Annotated in this window: 20 protein-coding genes; 13 read left to right on the top strand and 7 right to left on the bottom strand. The window is 51.2% G+C overall.

What is annotated here, in order from left to right; genetic code table 11:
- Window position 1: 1 nt before the first annotated feature.
- Window positions 2-955 (top strand): ATP-grasp fold amidoligase family protein, encoded by a 954-nt coding sequence (locus EH228_RS11395; RefSeq protein WP_152321784.1) that lies wholly within the window; start codon window positions 2-4, stop codon window positions 953-955.
- 58 nt (window positions 956-1,013) lie between these two features.
- Here EH228_RS11395 and EH228_RS11390 read toward each other — a convergent pair whose 3' ends face one another.
- Both EH228_RS11390 and soxS read right to left on the bottom strand, forming a co-directional pair.
- Window positions 1,014-1,295, bottom strand: a complete 282-nt coding sequence (locus EH228_RS11390) for a YjcB family protein (RefSeq protein WP_152321783.1) — start codon at window positions 1,293-1,295, stop codon at window positions 1,014-1,016.
- A 368-nt stretch (window positions 1,296-1,663) separates the two neighbouring features.
- On the bottom strand, window positions 1,664-2,092 hold the full coding sequence (gene soxS, locus EH228_RS11385; protein ID WP_152321782.1) for a superoxide response transcriptional regulator SoxS: 429 nt from the start codon (window positions 2,090-2,092) through the stop codon (window positions 1,664-1,666).
- Between the two features lie 113 nt (window positions 2,093-2,205).
- Between soxS and soxR the strand changes: the two genes are divergently transcribed.
- The 5 genes from soxR to EH228_RS11360 all read left to right on the top strand — a co-directional run bounded on the left by soxR (window position 2,206) and on the right by EH228_RS11360 (window position 8,935).
- Window positions 2,206-2,676: a redox-sensitive transcriptional activator SoxR gene (gene soxR, locus EH228_RS11380; RefSeq protein ID WP_152321781.1), complete on the top strand. Its 471-nt coding sequence runs from the start codon at window positions 2,206-2,208 to the stop codon at window positions 2,674-2,676.
- Between the two features lie 229 nt (window positions 2,677-2,905).
- Window positions 2,906-4,255 carry an NCS2 family permease gene (locus tag EH228_RS11375; RefSeq protein ID WP_152321780.1) on the top strand — a complete coding sequence of 450 codons (1,350 nt, stop codon included), beginning with the start codon at window positions 2,906-2,908 and terminating at the stop codon, window positions 4,253-4,255.
- A 170-nt stretch (window positions 4,256-4,425) separates the two neighbouring features.
- Window positions 4,426-6,075: a Na+/H+ antiporter gene (locus EH228_RS11370; protein ID WP_152321779.1), complete on the top strand. Its 1,650-nt coding sequence runs from the start codon at window positions 4,426-4,428 to the stop codon at window positions 6,073-6,075.
- Window positions 6,076-6,484: 409 nt separating this feature from the next.
- Window positions 6,485-7,528, top strand: a complete 1,044-nt coding sequence (locus EH228_RS11365) for a polysaccharide lyase (protein ID WP_193323330.1) — start codon at window positions 6,485-6,487, stop codon at window positions 7,526-7,528.
- 576 nt (window positions 7,529-8,104) lie between these two features.
- Entirely contained in the window at window positions 8,105-8,935 is an 831-nt protein-coding gene (locus tag EH228_RS11360; RefSeq protein ID WP_152321777.1) for a dehydroquinate synthase/iron-containing alcohol dehydrogenase family protein, read from the top strand.
- Between the two features lie 87 nt (window positions 8,936-9,022).
- On the opposite strand, the gene EH228_RS11355 is transcribed toward EH228_RS11360, so the two are convergent.
- Entirely contained in the window at window positions 9,023-9,964 is a 942-nt protein-coding gene (locus EH228_RS11355; RefSeq protein ID WP_152321776.1) for a LysR family transcriptional regulator, read from the bottom strand.
- A 104-nt stretch (window positions 9,965-10,068) separates the two neighbouring features.
- Here EH228_RS11355 and EH228_RS11350 point away from each other — a divergent pair, with 104 nt between their 5' ends.
- Window positions 10,069-10,497 (top strand): CidA/LrgA family protein, encoded by a 429-nt coding sequence (locus tag EH228_RS11350; RefSeq protein WP_152321775.1) that lies wholly within the window; start codon window positions 10,069-10,071, stop codon window positions 10,495-10,497.
- Complete coding sequence (locus EH228_RS11345; RefSeq protein WP_152321774.1) at window positions 10,490-11,188, top strand: LrgB family protein; 699 nt, start codon at window positions 10,490-10,492, stop codon at window positions 11,186-11,188. Before EH228_RS11350 ends, EH228_RS11345 begins: the two co-directional genes overlap by 8 nt.
- A gap of 41 nt (window positions 11,189-11,229) precedes the next feature.
- Here EH228_RS11345 and EH228_RS11340 read toward each other — a convergent pair whose 3' ends face one another.
- Window positions 11,230-12,123 (bottom strand): LysR family transcriptional regulator, encoded by an 894-nt coding sequence (locus EH228_RS11340; RefSeq protein ID WP_152321773.1) that lies wholly within the window; start codon window positions 12,121-12,123, stop codon window positions 11,230-11,232.
- A 111-nt stretch (window positions 12,124-12,234) separates the two neighbouring features.
- On the opposite strand from EH228_RS11340, the gene EH228_RS11335 reads away from it, so the two are divergent.
- Window positions 12,235-13,230: an aldo/keto reductase gene (locus EH228_RS11335; protein ID WP_152321772.1), complete on the top strand. Its 996-nt coding sequence runs from the start codon at window positions 12,235-12,237 to the stop codon at window positions 13,228-13,230.
- Between the two features lie 110 nt (window positions 13,231-13,340).
- Here the strand turns inward: EH228_RS11335 and acs are convergent, their stop codons facing one another.
- Complete coding sequence (acs, locus tag EH228_RS11330) at window positions 13,341-15,305, bottom strand: acetate--CoA ligase (protein WP_152321771.1); 1,965 nt, start codon at window positions 15,303-15,305, stop codon at window positions 13,341-13,343.
- Window positions 15,306-15,837: 532 nt separating this feature from the next.
- Between acs and gltP the strand changes: the two genes are divergently transcribed.
- Window positions 15,838-17,142, top strand: a complete 1,305-nt coding sequence (gene gltP / locus EH228_RS11325; protein WP_152321770.1) for a glutamate/aspartate:proton symporter GltP — start codon at window positions 15,838-15,840, stop codon at window positions 17,140-17,142.
- An 845-nt stretch (window positions 17,143-17,987) separates the two neighbouring features.
- On the opposite strand, the gene sbmA is transcribed toward gltP, so the two are convergent.
- Both sbmA and EH228_RS11315 read right to left on the bottom strand, forming a co-directional pair.
- The gene (gene sbmA, locus EH228_RS11320; protein ID WP_152321769.1) at window positions 17,988-19,214 is read right to left on the bottom strand and encodes a peptide antibiotic transporter SbmA; all 1,227 of its coding nucleotides are present in this window, start codon (window positions 19,212-19,214) and stop codon (window positions 17,988-17,990) included.
- A 207-nt stretch (window positions 19,215-19,421) separates the two neighbouring features.
- The gene (locus EH228_RS11315; protein WP_152321768.1) at window positions 19,422-20,834 is read right to left on the bottom strand and encodes an MFS transporter; all 1,413 of its coding nucleotides are present in this window, start codon (window positions 20,832-20,834) and stop codon (window positions 19,422-19,424) included.
- A 359-nt stretch (window positions 20,835-21,193) separates the two neighbouring features.
- Here EH228_RS11315 and EH228_RS11310 point away from each other — a divergent pair, with 359 nt between their 5' ends.
- The 3 genes from EH228_RS11310 to EH228_RS11300 are packed head-to-tail and all read left to right on the top strand — an operon-like array spanning window position 21,194 to window position 25,040.
- Window positions 21,194-21,931 carry a gluconate 2-dehydrogenase subunit 3 family protein gene (locus tag EH228_RS11310; protein ID WP_152321767.1) on the top strand — a complete coding sequence of 246 codons (738 nt, stop codon included), beginning with the start codon at window positions 21,194-21,196 and terminating at the stop codon, window positions 21,929-21,931.
- Between the two features lie 2 nt (window positions 21,932-21,933).
- Window positions 21,934-23,715, top strand: coding sequence for a GMC family oxidoreductase (locus EH228_RS11305; protein WP_152321766.1), 1,782 nt, complete (start codon window positions 21,934-21,936; stop codon window positions 23,713-23,715).
- A gap of 8 nt (window positions 23,716-23,723) precedes the next feature.
- Complete coding sequence (locus EH228_RS11300; protein WP_152321765.1) at window positions 23,724-25,040, top strand: cytochrome c; 1,317 nt, start codon at window positions 23,724-23,726, stop codon at window positions 25,038-25,040.
- Window positions 25,041-25,065 lie beyond the last annotated feature (25 nt).

Here is a 25,065-nt window from a genome sequence, read left to right as displayed (position 1 = left end):
AATGTTAAAACTCAAATCGAAATTGAGAAAAAGCGTCTTATTTTTTCTCAGGAAAATGCCATGGTCTTACCAGGACAGGTTTTATTATTACCGTAAATTTAAAAAGTTACCAAATATTCGCAAGCCAAAATTATTTAATGAGAAAATTCTTTATCGCAAATTTGTCACGGGTGACTATGTCCGTTATGGAATCCTTGCGGATAAAGTATTGGTACGAGACTATATTGCAAAAACCATTGGCGATGAGTATTTAGTTCCACTATTACATGAAACTGCGCAACCTGTAACATTGCTGGGGCTTAAATCGTTAAAGAATACGGTTATCAAATCTAATCATGGATCCGGCATGGTTGAAATCATATTAGATGAGCCGGACGACAAGCAGAAGCAATGGTTGATTAAGCGCTGTGAAGAGTGGCTTGCTTGTGACTTTTCGCTGGAGGCTCGTGAGATTCATTATCGTTATATCAAGCCGCGCATTATGGTTGAACAATACGTTGGCGACGGCAGGCTTGCTGCGATCGACTACAAGTTTCATATGTTCAATAAGAAAGACGGTAACTTTGAGTATGTGCTACAGGTGATTTATAACCGCAGTGGTAATGCACCGTTGTCGATGAACTTCTATGTCAACAACCTGACATCGTGCTTCTACAAGATCCGCGATACCGGACTGGATATCAGTCATGAATTGCCAACACTACAGAAAGTGCTGGACCTGAGTAAGACGCTGGCCAGTGATTTCGACTATGTGCGGGTGGACTGGTATATCCATGACGGGCGGATTTACTTCGGAGAGCTAACTTTTACGCCGGGAGCAGGTATGGTTACCGGGCTGGATCAGGGACTGAACGAGCTGATGGGGAGTATGTGGGTGCAGGATCATAAACCTGACGTGATGCCAGGACCGCCTGCTGAAGTCTCTGCATTGCCCGTGGTGCTGAAGAAAGTCTGAACGTGCAATCACAGCTTATCCGAGCCGCTTTCTCCGGGAACAACGGCTCGCTTGCCTTTTAAGGGAGAGGATAATCAGCCGGGGTGTGGCTCATGACATCTACCAACACATCTTTGGTGACATGCCAGAAGTTGAGCAGGTTATCCATACTCAGAGTGATGCCCAGCAGACCGGTCACAAACCAGCAGGACATGCCAATACCTACGCCAGTAAAAATGAATGCCATGCCATTATGGCTGGTCTGACGGCACTTCACTTTTAACGTGCTGGCCATGAACATCATTACTGCGCTTACCAGTTCCCACCTCATCAACATTAGGCTGGCGGTTAAGGTTGCCATCTCTTTTTAAAACTCCGCGACAAATCAGACCTGACATTGAGCCAGCGTCACCCGTCCGCATGAAAAGTTGCCAGGATTGCTTTTCATTTGAACTGACTACAGGGTCATGGAAGTGTGACGACGGTCACATTATATCATCCGATTTTAAAAATTAAACTATTTTTATAATTGCCTGGAGGGATTTTTGTATGTTGTAAAATAATGCTTTATTTATCGTGAGTTAGATCCGTTTTACTGCAATCGGTGGGGAGATATGCGTTTAAGCGAGGCGGGTTTATTTTGAAATGAAGACGATAATTATTTTCATTAAAAGGCGGCGAGGTATGACCTCCTGGATTCATTCCGCCTGTCGGGATGAATCCCCTGGGTTAATTACAGGCAGAACAGCTATTTTTCTCTGATGATGGCGAATAAACCGAGCCAGGGAAATCACTACAGTCGAAGTGAAAGTCTGCCGGATGTTTCAGTGACTGGCGGCGCATGGTGTGACGATACGCCGTTGGCGTCAGGGAAAACTGACGACGAAACACACGGGAAAACGTTTGCTGCGAATCGTAACCATATTGCATGGCAATATCAAAAACCGGGCGCTGTGTCTGGCGTAAAGCTTCCGCGGCCAGTGTCAGGCGACGTTCACGAATATAGTTGCCAAGCGTTTGGTGGGTCACCGAGCGAAACATCCTTTGCAGATGCCATTTCGAATAGCCTGATTTGGCGGCAACTTCATCAATGGACAGTGTTTTATCAAGATTACTTTCGATCCAGTCGGTAAGCGTGTGGATGATATCGTCATGCATACTGCGTCTTCTCCCTGGTACCCAGCGTGAAATAATAAACTGGAATTTTCATTTCGCCATCTCAATGGCTGCTGAGTATAATTCCTCAAGTTAACTTGAGGTAAAGGCCTTGAATGAAAAAAAATCGCCATTGTCCGAATAAGCGCGAGCTGACGCCGGGTGAGGTAGCGCAACGCTGCGGCGTTGCTGTCTCGGCTCTGCATTTCTATGAGAGCAAAGGATTAATCAGCTGTTTTCGCAATGCCGGTAATCAGCGGCGTTATCATCGTGATGTACTCAGACGCGTGGCGATTATTAAAATCGCACAGCGTATCGGCATTCCTCTGGCTACCATTGGCGAGCATTTGATGCAGTTTCCTGCCGGTAAACGCATATCGCCAAAAGAGTGGGCCGGGCTGACCAAAAAGTGGCGTGATGAACTGGACAGTCGTATCTCCACATTGACCCGCCTGCGTGACGATCTGGATGGTTGCATTGGTTGTGGCTGCCTGTCGATGGAAGACTGTCCGCTGCGTAATCCGGATGATCAACTCAGTGAACGCGGTACAGGCGCGATCCTGCTGGATCCTGGTGGGCTAAAATAGACCCTCCTTTGTCGAAGGGGCTGAGGATGCCTGGCAAGTTTACGGCCATAAGTAAATCCTATTACGACGGTCTCAGTCGAATGGGTAGAGTTTTGACGGTTAACGCGTCGGCGGCAGTGGCTGATTTAAACAAATTTATGCACGATCAAGAGTTGAAAGTGCAGCGATAAAGGCAGGATAATCGTTTGCCTTTTCATAAATCATAAGAAATCTCAGGGGACTTTTCTCAATGTCGACTCCTTCTCATCAGGCCGGCGGTTCGTTAGACGTGTGGTTCAAAATTTCCGCGCGCGGTAGTTCAGTTCGTCAGGAAGTTTTAGCCGGCCTCACCACCTTTCTGGCCATGGTTTATTCGGTCATTGTTGTACCGTCTATGCTGGGCAAAGCCGGTTTCCCTCCGACAGCCGTTTTCGTTTCTACCTGCCTGGTGGCGGGTTTTGGTTCTCTAATAATGGGGTTGTGGGCTAATCTGCCAATGGCAATCGGCTGCGCTATTTCCCTGACTGCATTTACCGCTTTCAGTCTGGTGATGGGCCAGCATATCAGTGTACCTGTCGCGTTGGGCGCGGTGTTCCTGATGGGCATACTGTTTACGATTATTTCTGCAACCGGTATCCGGGCCTGGATTCTGCGCAACTTGCCGATGGGGGTGGCGCACGGTACTGGCGTTGGGATTGGCTTGTTTCTGCTATTGATTGCCGCCGATGGTATTGGCCTGGTCGTTAAAAATCCCGCGCCAGGTCTGCCGGTGGCGTTGGGTGATTTCGCTTCTTTCCCGGTTATCATGTCGTTGATGGGGCTGGCCGTTATTTTCGGTCTGGAAAAACTGCGCGTGCCAGGCGGCATTTTACTGACGATGATCGCCCTTTCGATTATCGGCTTACTCTTTGATCCCGCAGTGAAATATCAGGGACTGTTTGCTATGCCTTCACTGTCGGATACGCAGGGTCATTCACTGGTATTTAGCCTGGATATTCTCGGCGCGCTGAAACCTGCCGTGTTGCCCAGTGTTCTGGCACTGGTGATGACCGCTGTGTTTGATGCCACCGGCACTATCCGGGCGGTGGCGGGCCAGGCGAATCTGCTGGATAAAGACCAGCAGATCATCAATGGCGGTAAGGCACTGACTACTGACTCCCTGAGCAGTATTTTTTCCGGCCTGGTCGGCGGTGCGCCTGCGGCGGTGTATATCGAGTCTGCGGCGGGTACGGCGGCGGGCGGTAAAACAGGCTTGACGGCGATCGTGGTGGGGGTGTTGTTCTTGCTGACCCTGTTCCTCTCTCCATTGGCCTACCTGGTTCCGGGTTATGCCACGGCACCGGCGCTAATGTACGTTGGCTTGTTGATGTTGAGTAATGTGTCGAAAATCGACTTCAGTGATTTTGTTGACGCGATGTCTGGTCTGCTGGCGGCGGTATTTATCGTGCTGACCTGTAATATCGTGACCGGCATCATGCTGGGCTTTGGTTCGCTGGTGATTGGTCGTATTTTTGCCGGTGAGTGGCGTAAACTGAATGTCGGTACGCTAGTGATAGCGGTCGCGCTGGTGGCCTTTTACGCTGGAGGTTGGGCGATTTGATCCTCAGCAGAGGCCGGATCTCCGGCTTCTGCTGACTACATTTTCCGCATTTTTCTCCGTAAATAAGTGCACATCCTGTTTTTAAATAGTTTACATTTTTGTTTTACTATTAAGTAAGGCCTGGCTGAAGCAGGTCGGTGACAAATATTTGGAAGCTTTTTAAGGACAACATGGAAATATTTTTTACTATCCTGATACTCACCCTGATGGTGTCGCTGTCTGGCGTTGCTGCCCGTATTATCCCTTTTCAAATTCCTCTGCCGCTGGTGCAGATTCTCCTGGGGGCTCTGCTCGCCTGGCCGACTTTTGGTTTGCATGTCGATTTTGACCCTGAGCTGTTCCTGGTGCTGTTTATCCCACCGCTGTTGTTCGCTGACGGCTTGAAAACGCCAACCAGTGAGTTTTTGCATCATGGGCGAGAGATTATCGGTCTGGCGTTGGTGCTGGTGCTGATCACTGTCGTGGGCATTGGTTACCTGATTTATTGGTTGGTGCCGGGTATTCCATTGTTGCCAGCCTTTGCTCTTGCGGCGGTGCTGTCGCCTACTGATGCCGTGGCGCTGTCTGGCATCGTCGGGGAAGGGCGCATTCCGAAAAAAATCATGTCGATCCTGCAAGGCGAGGCGTTAATGAATGACGCGTCTGGCCTGGTTTCACTGAAGTTTGCCGTCGCGGTCACCATGGGAACCATGGTGTTTACCGTTTCCGGCGCGTCGCTGGAGTTTGCGAAAGTCGCGGTAGGCGGTTTATTAGCGGGGATCGCTATTTGCTGGCTGTACGGTAGATCGCTGCGTCTTTTTAATCGCTGGAGCGGCGATGATCCGGCGACGCAGACAGTATTGCTGCTGCTGCTGCCGTTTGCTTCCTATCTGATCGCCGAACATATTGGTGTCTCCGGGATTCTGGCGGCTGTGGCGGCGGGGATGACCATCACGCGTTCCGGCATTATCCGTCAGGCACCGCTGGCGATGCGGTTGCGCGCCAACAGTGTCTGGCAGATGCTGGAGTTTGTGTTTAACGGCATGGTATTCCTGATGCTTGGTCTGCAACTGCCTGATATTCTGCAGATTTCAATCAGTGAAGCTGAAGTTGATCCGAATGTGGATCTGTGGATGTTGGTGTTGTCGGTGGTGCTGGTCTATGCTGCGCTGATGGTGGTACGTTTTGCGTGGTTGTGGACCATGCGGTTGATCAGCCAGCGTCTGTTGCGCAGGCACCCAATGGAGTTCAGCAACTATTCATTGCGTGAGTTGCTGATAGCCTCTTTTGCGGGAGTACGAGGGGCGATTACTCTGGCGGGTGTGTTGTCTATTCCGCTATTCCTGACCACTGGCAATGCCTTTCCGGCGCGTTATGAGTTGGTATTTATCGCCACGGGAGTGATCCTGTTTTCTTTGCTGATCGGTGTGGTGGTATTGCCGCTATTGCTGCGCGGGGTGGAAGGTATCGATAAAAGTGCTTATCGACGTGAGATGCAGATGGCTCGTGCGGCGATGGCTGGCACGGCAATCGAGAGTCTGTATAAGATGGCTGAGCGTCTGATGGCGGATACCGAGGAGAATATCGATCGTGAGTTGGTGCAGGAAGTCAGTGCGCGGGTGATCGGTCACATGCGGCGCTGGGTGGATGGCAATGACGATCTGGAGCGAGCGTTATACACCGAGAATCTTGAGCGTCGTTTCCGTTTGACCGCGTTGCGCGCCGAACGAGGCGAGCTTTACCATCTGCGGGCCACGCAGAAGATCAGCAATGAGACCATGACGAAGATGTTGCATGACCTCGATCTACTGGAAACGTTACTGATTGAGAAAGAAGAATAAAATCAGCCCCGGTTTCCCTCCCCAGGATGACTCTCATGAGGCTGTTTTGGGATGATCTCCATGACGAGTCGGGATCTCAACAGCCTGACGGAGACGATTCAGTTGTGAATGTGCGACAGTGGCACATTCACGACTCTCTTTGGTTTTTGGTCGGCCAATTGCATCTGGCGGAGGGCTGAGCGTGATCATCTGTTATACCCATTCATGATGAGTCTATACATTCTTTATTCTGCAATATTTTCCCAATGTAAAAAATCAACGAGGCTGTTCGCTGGCGGGTGTTTTTATTTCATCTGGCGAGTGGCGTTATTTTAAAAGTTGCCTGATGGTATTAATTTTAGCAAGGGTAATATCACCAGGTATTTGCTAAAGTTTTTGCTACATAAAATCATAGCCAGGAATGACCATCATGAAATTAAATAATATTTTTTCGGTTTTTTTTCTGCTGTTTTGTGTGCTGGTTTTTCAGGTACAGGCGGCCGAAGAATGGCAGGAGGGGACGCGTTATCATGCGGGTGATATCGTTACCTATCAGGGGAAAAACTACGAAGCGATACAGACTCATACCGCCCATGTTGGCGCTAACTGGACGCCGTCCATCGATCCCTCGTTATGGCGGGAAGTCGCCGATCATTCGCCAGTGACGACCGCAGAGACTGACGACTGCGGCGACGAGGGGACAGTGAATGGCACGGGTTCTTGTACAGAACCGGAGGGTGAGAAATTATTAACCGTCAATTTCAATCATCTCCCCAGGGGGCCTTATCAGGCCACTGATTTCAGGGAGCAATGGGGGATATCACCAGGAAATGCTTCTGGTTTATCCGCTGGCCGTCTGAATATTGTCGCGGATCCGTTAACCCCGGAGAATAACGTTCTGCAGGTAACCTATAAAGCCGGATTGATTGGCGGTAATTCAGCGATGGTTTTTAATGCGCCGTTAAAAAATGAGCATAAAAGTCTGTGGCTGCAATATCGGGTCATGTTCTCCCCGGATTTTAACTGGGTTAAAGGTGGGAAGTTGCCGGGGCTGGCAGGCGGGGATCATCCAACAGGTTGTGTTGATAATGGTACCTTTGATGGTTTTAGCACCCGTTTAATGTGGCGTGAGAATGGCACTGTTTATGGTTATTTATATTATCCAGATAAAGAAAATCGCTGTGGTGATTATTTCTCGACAGGGGTTCATTTTACAAAAGGGAAATGGTACACACTGACTCAACACGTTATTCTCAATGATATCGGCAAGTCAAATGGTACGTTTGTGCAATACCTTGATGGCAATAAAATATTAGAGCTGGACAATATTACGTTACGTCAAGGCAGTGATGTCAGTATCAGCGTGATAAAAATGGATACCTTTTTTGGCGGTTCAACCAGCGACTGGGCGCCGGAAACCGATCAACACGCATACTTTGATGATTTTATTGTTTCCACCTCAGAACCTCAGTAATTGAAAAAAGTGTGCTGATATTAAGTGATGATCAGTCTCCAGATATGTTGGCTGCTGGGGGCTGGTTAAAAAATGTGGTATTTTTGCGTAGCAACAAAAATCGCTGCCTTGCTGCTTATGAATAATATACATAAGTGTTAAAGTCTGTATTGCTTAAATTAGATAAGATTATGCTGTTTTAATGTTTTCCAGATTCAATACCAGAATGTAACTTGCTCCCTGTTGATGTTTTCTTTATTAAATCTTCATGGTGTTGATGTTATAGCAACGATAATTCAATAATCAAAGTATAGAACGCTCACCCTGGCTTAATTATTTCTAATGGCGAGTTATGATATGACAATCAGGGATCTCTCTACATTATGAGCGACAATACATCAAGGGCGACTGGGTCCGTTCTTATGAAGAGTCTACCAGTGGCGTTGCACCCCGACAGATGTGCTTAAGGGATTTGTAGCGTTGTGGCAAAGTGATGATATACAAACCGCTATATCTATGCTGTGTTGGTATTGCGGGCGATATTACTATGCGGCTGGTGGAATATTATTCCATGCCCTGGCTGAACCGAAGTAAATAATGATGCGTATCACCGCAGCAATAAACACTACCCCAATCATCAATGACAGAGACGTCCGTCAGTCGGGGCAGACCGCTTCATTGACGGGGAATACTCATGTGTCGCAGGAACCCATTAATGTCGTCTCGTTGGCTAATGTGAGTAAAAATTCTGGTCATCGTATCATACTGAATAATATAAATTTAAAGCTAAAAAAAGGTGAGTTTGTGGCCTTGCCCGGAGCCTCTGGTTTTGGAAAAATGACCTGTGCCGCCGGTTCTCCCAGTAGTGTACTGTATAACGAGCAGGGCGCGCGTATTGGTCTGATTAATGGCGCGCGGGCGCTGGTTTGTGTGCTGGTGGACAGCCGGATCATCGTGCAGTCACCGCCGCGCTTTTTGCAGGCGGGTATCGTGGATGCCTTAGCAAAATGGTATGAATTTTCACCCTATTTGCCGTTGGCGAATGGCGCACTCGGGCTGCTGGTAAAAACGCAGGCCGCCAAACTCTCACTGGAGAGTATCCTGAACCAGGGTCGTCAGGCGGTGGAAGACAACCGCCAGCAACGGGTCACCATGGCACTACAAAATACGATCGATGCCGCTATCTGTATTGCCGGACTGGCCAATGGGGTGAAAGATGCGACGCCCCGTGCAGGTATTGCTCATCTTATTCACGACAGCATGACTTATCATCCGCAGTTTCCCCCCGGGTTGCATGGTGAGAAAGTCGGCTTTGCCCTGGTGGTACAGGCGATCCTGCAAGATCCTGACCTGGAGAAACATCAGGAGTTGTTGTCGCTGTTGCGGCAACGGCGAGAATTAATACGCACGAAGATATCTTGCCATTGACAGAAAAAGTTTGAGCGTGGCCTGGCAGGCGTGCGCGCCCTTGATGAGATTAGCGCGCATCGCTTCAGTTGCTGGCCTCAGCCTGTATTATGTGGCCTGGCGGTGTTGCACCGGTCCGGAGCACTCCTGGATTGACAGCGTCGGTGCCTCACCCGGCCAGAACTCGCGGCAGCAGGCAATCCATGCCTGGGCGCTTTTCGACAGATAATTGCCTTCCCGCCAGATTAATCCCAGTTGCCACAGGAGATCCGATTCCAGTGGCAACCACAATAGATGACGCTTATCCAGACGCTGGCAGATTGGTTCTGGCAGAATTGCCACGCCCATTCCTGCCTGTACCATGGCGGCCAGAAAGTCCCACTGCCCGCTGCGTACCGCAATCTGTGGTGCAAAGCCACTGGCATGGAACGCGCGCATGAGTTGGCGGTTGAGTGAAAATTCTTCGTTATAAATCAGGATGGGATATTCACTCAGTTCAGCAATCGGGATATGGCTGCGACGCAGCCATTCCGTGGTCCGGGGCACCAGTACGCACAGCGGATGACTCATCAGCGGTAGCGCATTAAGCGGCAAGTCATCCGCTACCGGTAGGGCGGTCATGGCAATATCCAGACTGCCTGACAATACCGCCTGTTGCACCGTCAGTCCGCCGAATTCGGATATTTTTAGTTCCACTCCTGGGTAGCGATGGCGAAACGCCGAAATGGATCCGGCAATCTGCATTCCCACCATAGGTGGGATACCCAGTCTCAACTCGCCGGTTTTCAAATCGTTAATATCACTGATTTCGGCTTCCAACTGCTTAAATTCCTGCAGGATTGTCAGCCCGCGCTGATAGACCGCCTGGCCGGTATCGGTCAGATGCAGTTTGCGCCCCTCACGGATCAGCAGCGTGCAGCCCAGCTCGTCTTCGAGATGGCGCAGCATCTTACTGATGGTGGGCTGGGTGACAAACAATTGCTCCGCCGCGCGGGTAAAGCTCTGCTGGCGTACCACTTCGACAAAATAACGCAGGGCTCGGACGTCCATAAACATTCCTGTAAGGCATAGTTTGAATAATATTAAGTTATTTTTTTCACTGTTTGTTACTCCTTTATAATATATTTCAACGCAATACTCGGGGAGACGTCATTATGGCGTTGGCAATACGCTTGCCAGGAACGGGCTGGCTGCAACGTATTCAGGTTCCGTTACAGGTTATTTTCTATATTGCTTTCTTTATGGTTGCCCAGCGACTGGTGGACTGGTTGCATCTGCCGCTGCCCGCCAACATCGTGGGGATGTTGTTATTACTGGCGCTGATCATGCTGCGAGTATTGCCGCTTGACTGGGTGAAAGCTGGATCGCGGTGGCTGTTGGCTGAGATGCTGCTGTTCTTCGTTCCGGCGGTGGTGGCGGTAGTCAATTATTCGCAACTGCTGCGGGTTGACGGCTGGCGTATCATGCTGGTGATTGTCGTCAGCACATTGCTGGTTCTCTCGGCCACGGCGTTGGTGGTAGAGCGCGTGTATCGCTTTGAGGTCTGGCTGGCAGAACGCAGGCAGGTGAAACGTGATGCATGATTTTATTATCAGTATGCTTTGCCTGGTGGCCACACTGCTGGTCTACTACCTCAATAAGCAACTCTATCGTCGTTGGCACAAACTGCTGTTGATGCCACTGGTGATGACGCCGATGGTGCTGGTGGCATTGTTGCTGGTGACGCACATATCCTGGCGGAACTACATTGGTGAAAGCCACTGGTTATTATGGTTATTGGGGCCGGCCACGTTAGCTTTTGCCGTACCGGTGTATGAGAACATGGCGATGATCCGCCGTCACTGGATATCCCTGACGGCCGGCGTGATCACCGCCACGCTGGTGGCGGTGTTTAGCTCAGTCTGGCTGGCCAGACTGTTAACGTTGCCGGAAGCCATCCAACGTAGCCTGGCTGTACGCTCTATTACCACGCCGTTTGCGTTGGCTGCGGCGAAACAACTTGGCGGTCAGCCTGATCTGGTGGCGTTATTTGTGGTGATTACCGGCGTCTTCGGTATGGCCGTTGGTGATGTGTTGTTTATCCGCTTGGCGGTGAAGCAGGGGCTGGCGAAAGGTGCCGGATTCGGCGCTGCGTCTCATGGCGCGGGAACCGCCAGAGCTTATGAGATAGGCCAGGAAGAGGGGGTGGTATCCAGTCTGGTGATGATGTTGTCCGGTATCGTCACGGTGCTCGTCGCACCGGCTATCGGGCATCTTATGTGGTCCACGGTCTGACCGACGGGTTCAGGCGCATTATACTGCGTCATGTTGACCGATTACGGCATTGAATAGCGAAAGAAATCGATGAAAGCCCGTAATGCGGGACGCATCTGCCGCCGGGAAGGGTAGTAGATATAAAAACCATCGAAGGATGGACACCATTCTTCCATAACAGAAATCAGGCGCCCCTCGTGAAGGTCTGTTGAGACGGTTTCTTCGAAGAGAAACGCCAATCCTGCTCCGTCCAGGGTCGCCTGTCGTATCAGATCCTGCTGTGGTAGGATCAGATTACCTTTCACCTCGACATTTATTGTGCGTCCTTCACGGGCTAATTCCCAGCGATAGAGTCTGCCACTCTCAAACCGACGGCGAATGCAGTTGTGTGCGGCCAGATCCTGGGGATGTTCAGGTTTGGGATGCCGGGCGAAATAGGCTGGTGCGCCGACAATAATGCTTCGCCGGGCATTGCTTGCACGTACGGCTATCATATCGGCTTCCAGGCTCTCACCGAGTCTTATTCCCGCATCGCAGCCACTTTCGACAATATCCTCGAAAATATCGGCGACCCGAATGTCCAGTTCGATTGCCGGATAATGTGCGCTGAATTCTGCTAATCGGGGCATGATGATTTCACTGGCTGCCAACAACGGCAGGGTTATTCGCAACGGGCCAGAGGGGATAAGCGCTCTCTCGGTCACTTCAGTCAATCCGGCTTCAAGTTCGCCAAGCGGTCCGCTAACCCGAGCAAGAAGACGAGCGCCTTCTTCCGTGGGCTTTGTTGAACGGGTCGTGCGGGCCAGAAGCCGTAGTCCAAGATCATGTTCAAGCGTTGCCACGGCATGGCTCACCGCTGAAGGTGCGATGCCAAGCTGAGTCGCTGCTGAACGAAAATTTCCGCATCGGGCGACGGTGACAAAAACAATAAGCTGAGAGAGCTGTGTGCGTTTCATTGTTCTAAATAATAGATTAAGGCAGTCTTGATTGCCCCTATTATCATCATTACTGACTTCAATTATGCTGATTCTGAGTTCATTTCACCCAGAATCCCGGAGGGATGTTTTATGGAACAGCGCAGGTTAGGAAACATGACGGTTTCGTCTATTGGCCTTGGCTGTATGGGGCTGAGCCAGGCTTATGGTACGCAGGATGAAGCAGACTCTGTCCGTACTCTGCATCGTGCAGTCGATCTTGGCGTTACTTTTTTTGATACTGCAGAGGTGTATGGCCCTTATCGCAACGAAATCCTGTTGGGGAAAGCGCTCAAGCCCTATCGACAGCAAGTGACCATCGCTACCAAGTTTGGTTTTACCTACAATCGGGAGCGCACTGATTTCGGGGATATTACCGGTACCAATGGCACGCCGGAGAATGCCCGTGCGGTAGCGGAAGCGTCTCTGAAACGGTTGCAGACCGAGATTATCGACCTCTATTATCTGCATCGCGTAGACCCGGCGGTAGCGGTTGAAGACAGTGTCGCCGCAATGGCTGAATTGGTGAAGGAGGGCAAAGTACGCGCACTGGGGCTGTCTGAAGTCTCAGCAGAAACACTGCGACGGGCTCATGCTATTCACCCTATCACCGCGGTGCAGAGTGAGTATTCTCTGTGGACTCGCGATGTTGAAAAAAATGGCGTGCTGGCCGCCTGTCGCGAATTAGGGATAGCCTTTATTCCATTCAGTCCGCTGGGCCGCGGTTTTCTGACCGGAAAAGTTCCCACGACAGCGGCACTGGAAGCGGGAGATTTTCGCCATACCTTGCCGCGTTTTCAAACGGGTCATGTGGAGGCTAACCGCAAACTGGTGACCGTGATTGAGGATATGGCGTCAGGCCGGGGAGTGACCGCTGCGCAGATAGCGCTGGCCTGGGTCCTGGCCCAGGGGGACGACATCATACCGATTCCCGGGGCAAAACGTATCGTGCATCTTGAGCAGAATGCGGGGGCTGCTGATCTGCGGTTGACCGGTGATGAATGTGCCCTGTTGGAAGCGACGTTCTCACCCGAAAATATTTCAGGCAGCCGTTACCCGGCGATTTTCGAGGCGATGGCTCAGAAATAAAGCGTGGTTTGAATCTGGCGACACCTGAGCCGGTTTTCAGCGGTTGTCGTGTGTCTGGTTCTGTTACCGTCCTGGCGACAGCCCCCAGCCCATCCATGGCTTTGTGGTTATCAGCGCGGTTCCGACATGTGAATCGCGCGTTTCTCTTCGAGTAGTTTTTCCACTACGCCAGGATCGGCGAGGGTTGAGATATCGCCCAGATTACCGATATCACCAGCGGCAATTTTGCGCAGGATACGACGCATAATTTTACCGGAACGGGTTTTCGGCAATGAATCAGTCCAGTGCAGCACATCAGGGGTGGCTATCGGGCCGATCTCTTTACGCACCCAACCACGCACCTCGTTGTACAGCTCTGGAGTGGGTTCTTCTCCGCTGTTCAGGGTGATATAGGCGTAAATAGCCTGGCCTTTTAGATGGTGTGGGAACCCCACCACGGCGGCTTCGGCAATTTTAGGATGTGAAACTAACGCCGATTCAATTTCAGCGGTGCCCAGTCGGTGACCGGAAACATTTAGCACATCGTCAACCCGTCCCGTTATCCAGTAATAACCGTCTTCATCACGACGAGCGCCATCCCCGCTGAAATACATATTTTTGAAGGTGGAGAAATAGGTTTGCTCGAAGCGCGGGTGATCGCCGAACAGGGAACGGGCCTGCCCCGGCCAGGAGTCGACAATCACCAGATTACCTTCACTGACGCCTTCCAGCGCGTTACCTTCGTTATCCACCAGTGCGGGCTGTACGCCAAAGAATGGTTTAGTGGCGGAACCTGCTTTTAACTCCGTGGCACCCGGCAGAGGCGTTATCATGAAACCGCCGGTCTCCGTCTGCCACCAGGTGTCGACTATTGGGCAGCGGCCGTTGCCAATTTTATGGTAGTACCACTCCCAGGCTTCCGGGTTAATCGGTTCACCAACCGACCCCATAATACGCAGACTGGTGCGATCGGTGCCGGTAATGGCTTTATCGCCTTCGGCCATCAGGGCGCGGATCGCGGTCGGCGCGGTGTAAAGCAGGGTCACTTTATGTTTATCCACCACTTCTGCCAGACGACTGGGCTGCGGCCAGTTTGGTACGCCCTCAAACATGAGTGTGGTGGCGCCACAGGCCAGCGGACCGTACAGTAAATAGCTGTGGCCCGTTATCCAGCCAACGTCGGCGGTACACCAGTAGATATCTTCTGGATGATAATCAAAGACATATTTAAAGGTGGTCGCGGCATAAACCAGATAGCCGCCAGTCGTATGCAGAACCCCTTTGGGTTTGCCGGTCGAACCGGAGGTATAAAGGATAAACAGCGGGTCTTCCGCCTGCATCTCTTCCGGCTGGTGGTGCGTGCTGGCTTTATTCACCAGCTCGTGCCACCAGATATCGCGGCCATGCTGCCAGTTGATCGTGTTACCGGTACGTTTGAACACCACCACATGAGTCATCGTTTTAACGTTAGGGTTAGCCAGTGCATCATCAACATTTTTCTTCAGCGGAATACGACGGCCAGCGCGAACGCCCTCATCTGCGGTGATCACCAGTCTGGCATTAGAATCGATAATGCGCCCGGCGACCGCTTCAGGCGAGAAGCCGCCAAAAATCACCGAATGAATAGCGCCAATGCGTGCGCAGGCCAGCATGGCGATGGCAGCTTCCGGCACCATCGGCATATAAATGGCGACGACATCGCCTTTATTCACGCCGAGTTCTTTTAGTGAGTTAGCGAAGCGACAAACTTCGCGATGCAGTTCCCGGAAGGTCAGTGTCTTGCTTTCACTGGCGTCATCACCTTCCCAGATAATGGCCGGATGATCTCCGCGACTGTGCAGGTGTCGATCAAGGCAATTAGCGGTAAGGTTCAGCGTACCGTCTTCAAACCAACGGATGTTGATATTGCCCGGTGCGAACGAGGTATTTTTCACCGTTGAATAAGGCTTGATCCAGTCGAGGATTTTACCTTGTTCTCCCCAGAATGCTTCGGGGTCCTGCACCGAGTGCTGGTACATCGACTGATATTGTTGCGCGTTGATCAGGGTATTTTCCGCAATATTTGCGGGAACGGAATGACGGTGTGGTTGGATCATAGCTAATCTCCTTGAATATGTTAATGATATGTCAATAAAAGGTTGAATGAAGCGAGGCGATAAGATTTGTTTGTTTTTTGCGTCCTGGATCACGTCGTCACTGTATGTGATGAAAGCAGCGAAAAAATTACCGAACCTGAATGAAACGTTTGCCCTTGTTCCCACCCCCTCAAAACTGCCACGGTGAGAAAAAAACAGGTCAAAATAAAGGCGATTAAACGTTGGTGATGTTGCGAATTTGGGGTTTGTTTTGCATAACTATGCGGCAGGGTGTGTAAATATTACCAATTATAACAATGAGTTACTTAGCGATGATGAGTTCAGTTCTTTATCCTGAGAGTTGATGATATTCTGGCCGTATATCACATAGGGTTGCATTTATACCTGTGAAAATGGTACTGATTACGCGCCTGCAAATCAGGGTGCAACCATCCATTATCCGCGAATTAGCCTATTTCGGTTTGATCTCCCGTGAGAGTAATTCATTTCGCATGCCACACGCGGATCGTGGGTTTTGTTAAGGAAAAATATTATGAAAGCAGCAAAATTTAGCCTGGCCTGGCAAATAATGACGGCACTGGTTCTGGGGATACTCGTCGGCGCGATATTGCATAATCAACCGGAAAATCGTGAATGGTTAATCAATAACATTCTCAGTCCTGCCGGAGATATCTTTATCCGACTGATCAAAATGATTGTCGTGCCTATTGTGATTTCCACGCTGATTGTCGGTATCGCCGGGGTGGGCGATGCAAAGAAGCTGGGACGAATCGGTTTGAAAACCATCATCTATTTTGAAGTGATCACCACCATTGCCATTGTGGTAGGTATTACCCTGGCGAATGTGTTTAAACCAGGCTACGGCATTGATATGTCAACGCTGGCAACGGTGGACATTTCTAAATATGAAGCCACCACCGCGCAAGTGGAAAGTGGCGCGCATAGTCTGGTCACCACCATTTTGTCGCTGATCCCGCCGAATATTTTCGCGGCGTTCGCTAAAGGTGACATGCTGCCAATCATCTTCTTCTCGGTTCTGTTTGGTCTGGGTCTGTCCTCGTTGCCGTCAGAACATCGTGAGCCGTTGCTGAAGGTGTTCCGTTCCACCTCTGAAACGATGTTCAAAGTGACGCATATGATTATGCGTTATGCGCCGGTAGGGGTGTTTGCACTGATCTCGGTGACCATTGCTAACTTTGGATTTGCTTCACTGTGGCCGCTGGCTAAGCTGGTTATCCTGGTTTATGCCGCGATCCTGTTTTTCGCTTTTGTGGTCCTGGGGGCGGTGGCGCGTTTTTGTAAGCTGCGCATTACCACGTTGATGCGTATTCTGAAGGATGAACTGATCCTGGCTTACTCCACCTCCAGTTCTGAAACTGTGTTGCCACGGATTATGGAGAAGATGGAGGCGTATGGCGCGCCGAAGTCGATCACCAGTTTTGTCGTGCCGACCGGTTATTCCTTTAACCTGGATGGTTCGACGTTGTATCAGAGCATCGCGGCAATCTTTATCGCTCAGTTGTATGGCATTGAACTGTCTGTTGGTCAGGAAATCGTGTTGGTACTGACACTGATGGTGACCTCGAAGGGCATTGCAGGTGTACCGGGCGTTTCATTCGTGGTTCTGCTGGCGACGCTGGGGAGTGTGGGGATCCCACTGGAAGGTCTGGCGTTTATTGCCGGAGTGGATCGTATCATGGATATGGCCCGTACCGCGCTGAATGTGATAGGTAACGCCCTGGCGGTACTGGTGATTGCTAAATGGGAGAACCAGTTTGACAGTGAGCAGGCGCTGGCCTATGAGGCGAAAATCAAGCGTCTGGCATCCGCTTCCTGAACGCTGCCGGAGTGAGCAGATATAACCTCGTCGGTCTGAGTCCAGCCAGAATCAGAGGTATAGCCGCTGTCGCGGGTTTCATCTAACCCGCCGGGTGGCGGTGATGCTTAGCATCTTCCGTTAGCCTGGCCCCCAGGCCTGGCGTTGTGCCAGGCTGACAACACGGGGGCTGGGCAATCGATCATGTCGATATAAAAAAAAAGCAGGTCTTGCGACCTGCCCGGTATAACGCCCTGGTGTTGACGTGATGACACTGGTGCTATGTCTGTGGGCGGTGACAAGGTGATTTTTCTGTATTTACCCGTAACAGACAAATAAAACTTAGCTGAGTAACCACCTGTGATTATTAGAAAATCCGTTTATTTCTACAGTGTTTTTTTAAGCGATAGTCGGGACTTTATAATAAAAGTTATTACTACTGCAATTTTAAATTTATGGCGAATCGGTAAAATAAGATAAAAAAGGCCAACACAATAGGAAAAAGCCTTAATTATCATACTGTCGTGTTTTTTTATTTGCGGACTTTTCTTAATTTTTCTGGCGATAGAATAAGCCAGATATCATCAACACATAATGTCGCTATACGTTGATGAAAAATGAAAGTGTTAATAAATTAACGATTCCACTAAGGAAAAATCTTATTCCTGTGGCTTTTAAATCTATTTAACATGTTATCTCCATTCTGAATATTTCAGTATATACCCTGATAATGTAAGTTGCAGGAAAAATGCGACAGGTGTTTTTAAACCGCACAGGCGCGGGATGCACAAAGCAGCGAGGCGGCTTCAGGGGCAAGGTCCTGCATTGATTCGCGGAGGGGCGAAGTGATCCGCCCCTGTTTCTGGCTAAGCCGTCACATCTTCATGATCAGGTAACGAATTCAGGGTTTGCTCAAAACTGCGCAGACGTTTATAGATCGACAGCAGTTCAACCAGCGTGGTCCATGAGTTAATCAGATACTGGAACGAACTGCGTACCTGATCGAAGACATTGGTTATCTGTGTCATCAGTCCCAGCGTAATCGCGCCGGTGATAATCGATGGGAACAGCACAAACAGACTGAACACCGCATCCACCTGTAGATAGAGAATGCGCGCAATATTGAAATACAGATAGTGGAAGTACAGGCGGAAGTAGTTCTTACGCACGTTATGGAACAGATCTTTCACTGTGGGCGGCCTGGCGCGGTGGGGATCGTCTTCACCATACACCAGTTCTTTACGGTAGGCCGCTTCCACGCGCTGATTGCGGAACGACAACCCAGGCAGCTTGATCCCGATGATTGCCAGCATCCCGGTACCCAGTAGGGACCACAACACGGCAGCAACGACCAGTGCGTAAGGAATACTACCGAGAATTGGCACGGTTTTAACGTGTATCGATAACGCGACCAGCACCGGCAGAAAGGCGATTAGCGTCATGATGGAATTGATAAAGCTGACCCCCATATCTTCCAGCGTGGAGGAGAAGCGCATCGTATCTTCCTGCACACGTTGGGCGGCCCCTTCAATTTCACGCAGTTCCGACCAGTGCGCCATATAGTAATCGTTCATCGCCGTCCGCCAGCGGAACACATAGTGGCTGACGAAAAACATATTCAACACGTTCATCACTACCGCAATCAGCGCGATACTGAGAAAGTCTGTCAACTGACGGTAGAAAGTGGTAATGGTCACCGTATTGGGATGGGCCATCGCGCTCTGGATCAAATCGTAAAACGGACCATACCAGGCATTGACCGCCACGCCGACCTGCACGGAAAACCAGGTAACAAAGATAATCAGGGCTGAGCCCAGCACCGACCAGCGCTGCCACGGATGGGGGCTGAACAGAAACCAGAAGCCGGCAAACAGCGCGACCACCACCAGATAATAAAGATAGAAAGCCAGGCCGGACGGTGCAATAAAGCGCAGGGCGTTATTGGGGAGCGGAGTATTGGCGCCATGGGAAAAAAACGAGAGGTGCAAAAGCCAGTCATGCCCTCCTCCGAACCACACCAGGATGGCCAGGGCAGACCAGATAACGACGCTGCTAAAAAAGAGTACAGGCCGCGGGAAAAAAGATTTAAACATAAGAACTCCAGGCATTATTTCCTTTTTATAACGCTTTTCGCTGTTAATAATCTCATTGCTGTTGTTTCTATTGATTACAGGCGAACTGCCGCCTGGCGAAAAATAGCGGATGAATATTTTGAGGGACTGACGATATCCGGCAGGTGTTACCGTCTGGAGCGTCAGTTCACCGCTGAGGGCAGGAGCCTCAATGCTCCCACCACCGTTTTAGATATTCTCCAGATCCAGGCCCCGCGTTTTCGGGCCGAACACGCCAATCACCAGCATGACAATCAGCATACTGACGACGATAAAGGCGATCACCCCCTGCGTGCCGGCTACCTGCAAAATCATCCCGATCAGAATACTGCTGAATACGGTTGAAAGGCGACTGAATGAGTAACAGAAGCCAACCGCCCGGGCGCGGATAAAGGTGGGAAACACTTCGGTTTGATAGGCATGATAGCTCCAGGTCAGCCAGGCGTTCGACCAGGTGATACAGAAGCCGCAGATAATGAGCAGCACCGGGTTACTCTGCAGCGCAAACAGCGTGCCGAAAATTACCGTCATCAGCGACGACAGGACAATTTGCCATTTGTTTTCGAGCCGATCGGCATAACGACTGCAAAGCAATGAGCCGAGAGGGTAAGCGAGAGTGATGAAAAAGGCGTAGAGTAAACTGTGGGTGATGCTGGTGCCTTTGCCGGACAGCAGCGCGGGCAACCAGTTGCCAAAGCCGAAGAAGCCAATCGCCTGAAAAATGTTCATCACGACCAGCATCAATGTACGCTGACGGTATTCCGGTCGCCAGATGTCGCGAAAGGTACCTTTTTCCTCAATAATTTCATTCGTTTCCATCTCATCAGCCGGGGGCTCCGTAGACGGTACGCCGCAACGAGCTTCCATCAGACTGACGGCCTGATGCGCTTCGCGGTGCTTGCCCTGCTGCGCCAGCCAGCGCGGAGATTCTGGCAAGTTTTTGCGGATAAGCCAGATAACCAGCGAACACAGAGCGCCGGCGATCACCACATATCGCCAGCCGGTTAACCCGAGGATAGTTTTCGGCACCAGCCACCAGGACATCAGCGCTACCGCCGGCACTGATAAAAATTGCACGAAGAAGGCAAACGCGAACGCTTTGCTACGCAGGTTGCTGGGGACACATTCAGTCAGATAGGTATCGATGGTCACCAGCTCAACGCCCAGCCCGACGCCGACCAGGAAACGGCAGAAGATGATCCATTCCGCCTGCCCCTGAAAGGCCATGAGCAATGAAAAGCAGCCATACCAGGCCAGTGCAAACATAAATGTCAGGCGACGGCCAAAGCGGTCGGCGTAGGGCGCCAGCAGACTGGCGCCGACAAACAGACCGAGGAACGTTGATGAGGCGAATGCCGCCTGGTCAGAAAGGCCAAATACGCCCTGGCGACCGAGGTGAAAGATGTTTTCCGCCATCAGTCCCGAGCTGATATAACCGGTTTGGAATAGGTCGTAGAGTTCAAAAAATCCGCCGAGAGACAGTAGCGCAATAAAGCGCCATAGCCCGGCGGAAGCGGGTAGAGCATCGATTCTGGTGGACAGGCGTGGGGTATTAAATTTCTCGCTGGACGGCAGTCGACCGGCCGTACTGGTTTCACTCATGCTGTTTTTGTAACCTGGTTATTCTTATTTATAAGGAACCTCCAATCCTAAGGGGTAAAGACAGGAGTTAAATTTTGAATTGCAGTTGCCAGTAAGAAAATTAAGCACAAAATGTTGATTTGTTATTGAATTTAAAAATTTATATCTGATATGGTGAACTTGTGTTAATTAATTTGTGCCATTTTGTTTGTTTATGATAAATATTTGAAAAAATCCAGGGTATAATTTTTCACGAATGTTACCGGTAACATCACCCCGGTAATGACGCCATTATTCTTACTTCACTTCTATAAAAAATACTGCAAGCAACGGTGATCCCCTGGTTTTGTTACCAGGCCTTAGCTTGATAAGGCAATGTCATGTCGAAAGAAAAAACAGGAAGTTCCCGTCGGGATTTTTTGCTGAAGACCATTACCCTGGCACCCGCCATGGCGATTAGCGGCAGTGGACTGGGCGCACTTACCGCCGCCGCACCAGCGGTAGCCAAAGATCATATTCCCGCTGGTACGCAGAAAGCCCGCGATTATCAACCCACCTGGTTTACCCCGGAGGAATACGCTTTTTTACAGGCGGCGGTGGCCCGCTTAATCCCTGCTGACGAGCGAGGGCCTGGTGCGCTGGAAGCGGGAGTACCGGAGTATATCGACAGACAGATGAATACCCCGTACGGTACCGGCGCCAACTGGTATATGCAGGGGCCTTTCCATCCGGATGCCGATCCGGCGTTAGGCTACCAGCTGCCCTTGATCCCCCGGGATATTTACCGCCTGGGCATCGCCGATGCGGATGCTGTCGCGAAAGCTCAGCTGGGTAAGACCTTTTCTCAACTGAGCGGTGACCAGCAGGATGCGTTGTTGCAGGCTTTTGAAGCAGGCCATGTTGAGTTCAGGCAGGTTCCGGCCACTGTTTTTTTCTCTTTCCTGCTGCAAAACACTCGTGAAGGGTTTTTCAGCGATCCGATCCACGGTGGTAATCAGGGGATGGTCGGCTGGACGCTGATTAACTTCCCTGGTGCCCGTGCGGACTTTATGGACTGGGTTGAACGCGGGGAACGCTACCCGTTCCCTCCGGTGTCTATGCGTGGGGAAAGAGCATAATCATGGCAAATGTAATGAGAAAAGTGGATGCAGTGATCGTCGGTTTTGGTTGGGCTGGATCGATAATGGCGAAAGAGCTGACCGAAGCTGGCCTGAATGTTGTGGCGCTGGAGCGAGGTCCACATCGTGATACCTGGCCGGATGGCGCGTATCCGCAGGTGATTGATGAACTGACCTATAACATCCGTAAAAAGCTGTTTCAGGACCTGTCGAAAAGTACCGTCACCATCCGCCATAATATGGCGCAAACCGCATTACCCTATCGTCAGTTAGCCGCTTTCTTGCCGGGTACGGGAACCGGTGGGGCAGGATTGCACTGGTCTGGCGTGCATTTTCGTGTTGATCCAATCGAGTTGCGGATGCGCAGTCATTACCAGGAACGTTATGGCAAGAACTTTATTCCACAAGGGATGACTATCCAGGATTTCGGTGTCACCTATGATGAGCTGGAACCGTTCTTCGATAAGGCCGAGAAAGTGTTTGGCACCTCCGGATCGGAATGGAGCGTTAAAGGTAAAGTGACAGGTCAGGGGAAGGGCAATCCGTTTGCGCCAGACCGTTCTGACAAATTCCCATTGCCCGCGCAAAAGCGGACCTACTCTGCGCAGTTGTTTGCCCAGGCGGCAGAATCGATTGGCTATCACCCCTACGATTTACCTTCAGCCAACACCTCCGGCCCGTATACCAACCTCTACGGTGCGCAGATGGGGCCATGTAACTTTTGCGGTTACTGCAGTGGCTATGCCTGCTACATGTATTCCAAAGCGTCGCCGAACGTTAATATTCTGCCCGCGCTGCGTCAGGAACCGACGTTTGAGCTGCGTGAAAACGCCAATGTGTTGCAGGTTAACCTGACGGCGGATAAGAAGCGAGCCACTGGCGTTACCTATGTTGATGCGCTGGGACGCCAGATTGAGCAACCAGCTGATTTGGTGATCCTCTCAGCCTTCCAGTTCCACAACGTGCATCTGATGTTGTTATCCGGTATCGGCAAGCCTTACGATCCACTGACCAACGAGGGGACCGTGGGCCGTAACTTCGCCTATCAGAACATCTCCACCATCAAAGCCTTCTTTGATAAAGATGTGTTTACCAACAACTTTATCGGCGCGGGCGGCGCAGGCGTAGGGATCGACGATTTTAACGCTGACAACTTCGATCACGCCAAATATGGTTTTGTCGGTGGTTCGCCAATGTGGGTGAATCAGGCTGGCGTGAAGCCGATCTCCGGCCTGCCGACCCCGCCGGGCACACCAAACTGGGGCAGTAAATGGAAGGCGGCCGTCGCCGACCACTACACGCATCATGTATCGATGGATGCACATGGTGCGCATCAGTCGTACCGTAATAACTACCTAGATCTTGATCCGAATTACAAGGATGTTTTCGGCCGACCACTGCTGCGGATGACGTTTGACTGGCAGGATAATGACATCAAGATGTCGCAGTTTATGCATGGGCAGATGCATAAAATTGCCGAAGCGATGAACCCGAAATTGATCAGCGGTTCACCCAAAGCTCCGGGCACGCATTTCGACACCACGGTGTATCAGACCACGCATATGAATGGCGGGGCGATTATGGGTGAAGATCCGCAAACCAGTGCAATCAATCGTTATCTGCAGAGCTGGGATGTCCCTAACGTGTTTGTCCCGGGGGCGTCAGCCTTCCCACAGGGGTTGGGGTATAACCCGACAGGGATGGTGGCGGCACTGACTTACTGGTCGGCAAAAGCTATCCGTGAACAGTACCTGAAAAACCCAGGCCCGTTGGTACAGGCGTAAGGATAACCATGATGAAAATACTAATCCCGGCTCTGATGCTGGGCATGACGACTTTTGCCGCTATTGCCGCTGACAACGACGCCGGGCAGATCAAACGTGGGGAATATCTGGCGCGAGCGGGTGACTGTGTGGCCTGTCATACCCAAAAGGGAGGGAAGCCGTTCGCGGGTGGGTTGGCGATGGCGACGCCGATCGGCACTATCTATTCCACCAACATTACACCGGATAAGAACACCGGCATCGGCGACTACAGCTACGATGACTTCCAGAAGGCGGTACGTCACGGTGTGGCGAAGAATGGCGACACGTTGTATCCGGCGATGCCGTATCCGTCCTATGCGCGGGTCAGTGACGACGACATGCAGGCGCTTTATGCTTACTTTATGCACGGCGTGCAGCCGATTGCGCAGGCGAATCAGCACAGCGACATTCCGTGGCCGCTGTCCATGCGTTGGCCGCTGGCGATTTGGCGCGGCTTGTTTGCACCGGATGTGCAAGCTTTTCAACCGCAAAAAGGTCAGGATCCGCAACTGGCTCGCGGAGAGTACCTGGTGGAAGGCCTGGGCCATTGCGGCGCCTGTCATACGCCACGCAGCCTGACTATGCAGGAAAAAGCGCTGAGCGATCATGAAGGCAGTGATTACCTGGCTGGTAGTAACTCACCAATTGACGGCTGGACCGCCAGTAATCTGCGCGGCGACAACCGTGACGGTCTGGGGCGTTGGAGTGAAGATGACCTGGTGCAGTTTCTGCGTACCGGTCGTAATCAACAGACCGCAGTGTTTGGTGGCATGACGGATGTTATCCAACACAGCCTGCAGTATCTGAGCGCAGAGGATGTGACCGCGATGGCCCGCTATCTGAAGTCACTGGGTGCGCGCGACGCTGACCAGGTTGGCTTTAGCGAGGATGACGCGGTAGCGAAAGCTCTGTGGAAAGGCGATGACAGCAAGCCGGGTGCCTCGGTGTATGTTGACAGCTGTGCGGCCTGCCATAAGACGGATGGCAGTGGTTACCAACGCTTTTTCCCGCAACTGCGCGGCAATCCGGTGGTGTTGGCGGACGATCCGACGTCGCTTATCCATATCGTGCTGAGCGGTGCCACGCTGCCTGGCGTAAAGGATGCGCCATCGACTATCACCATGCCCGCTTTTGGTTGGCGCCTGAAGGACCAGCAGGTGGCGGATGTGGTGAATTTCATCCGCAGCAGTTGGGGGAATACCGCAAAAACGCAGGTCAGCGCCAGCGACGTGGCGAAAGTGCGTAAAAACATGACGGAGTCGCAGGGGAATGCTGACATTGATAAGCTGAGCCAGGTGAAGTAAGTCGGGTGGCCCGTTTTGCGGCAAA

The organism is Erwinia endophytica (assembly GCF_009295515.1).
GTDB lineage: Bacteria > Pseudomonadota > Gammaproteobacteria > Enterobacterales > Enterobacteriaceae > Erwinia > Erwinia endophytica.
Note: the sequence above shows the minus strand (reverse complement) of the source record. Positions and strands in the feature narration are given on the sequence as shown.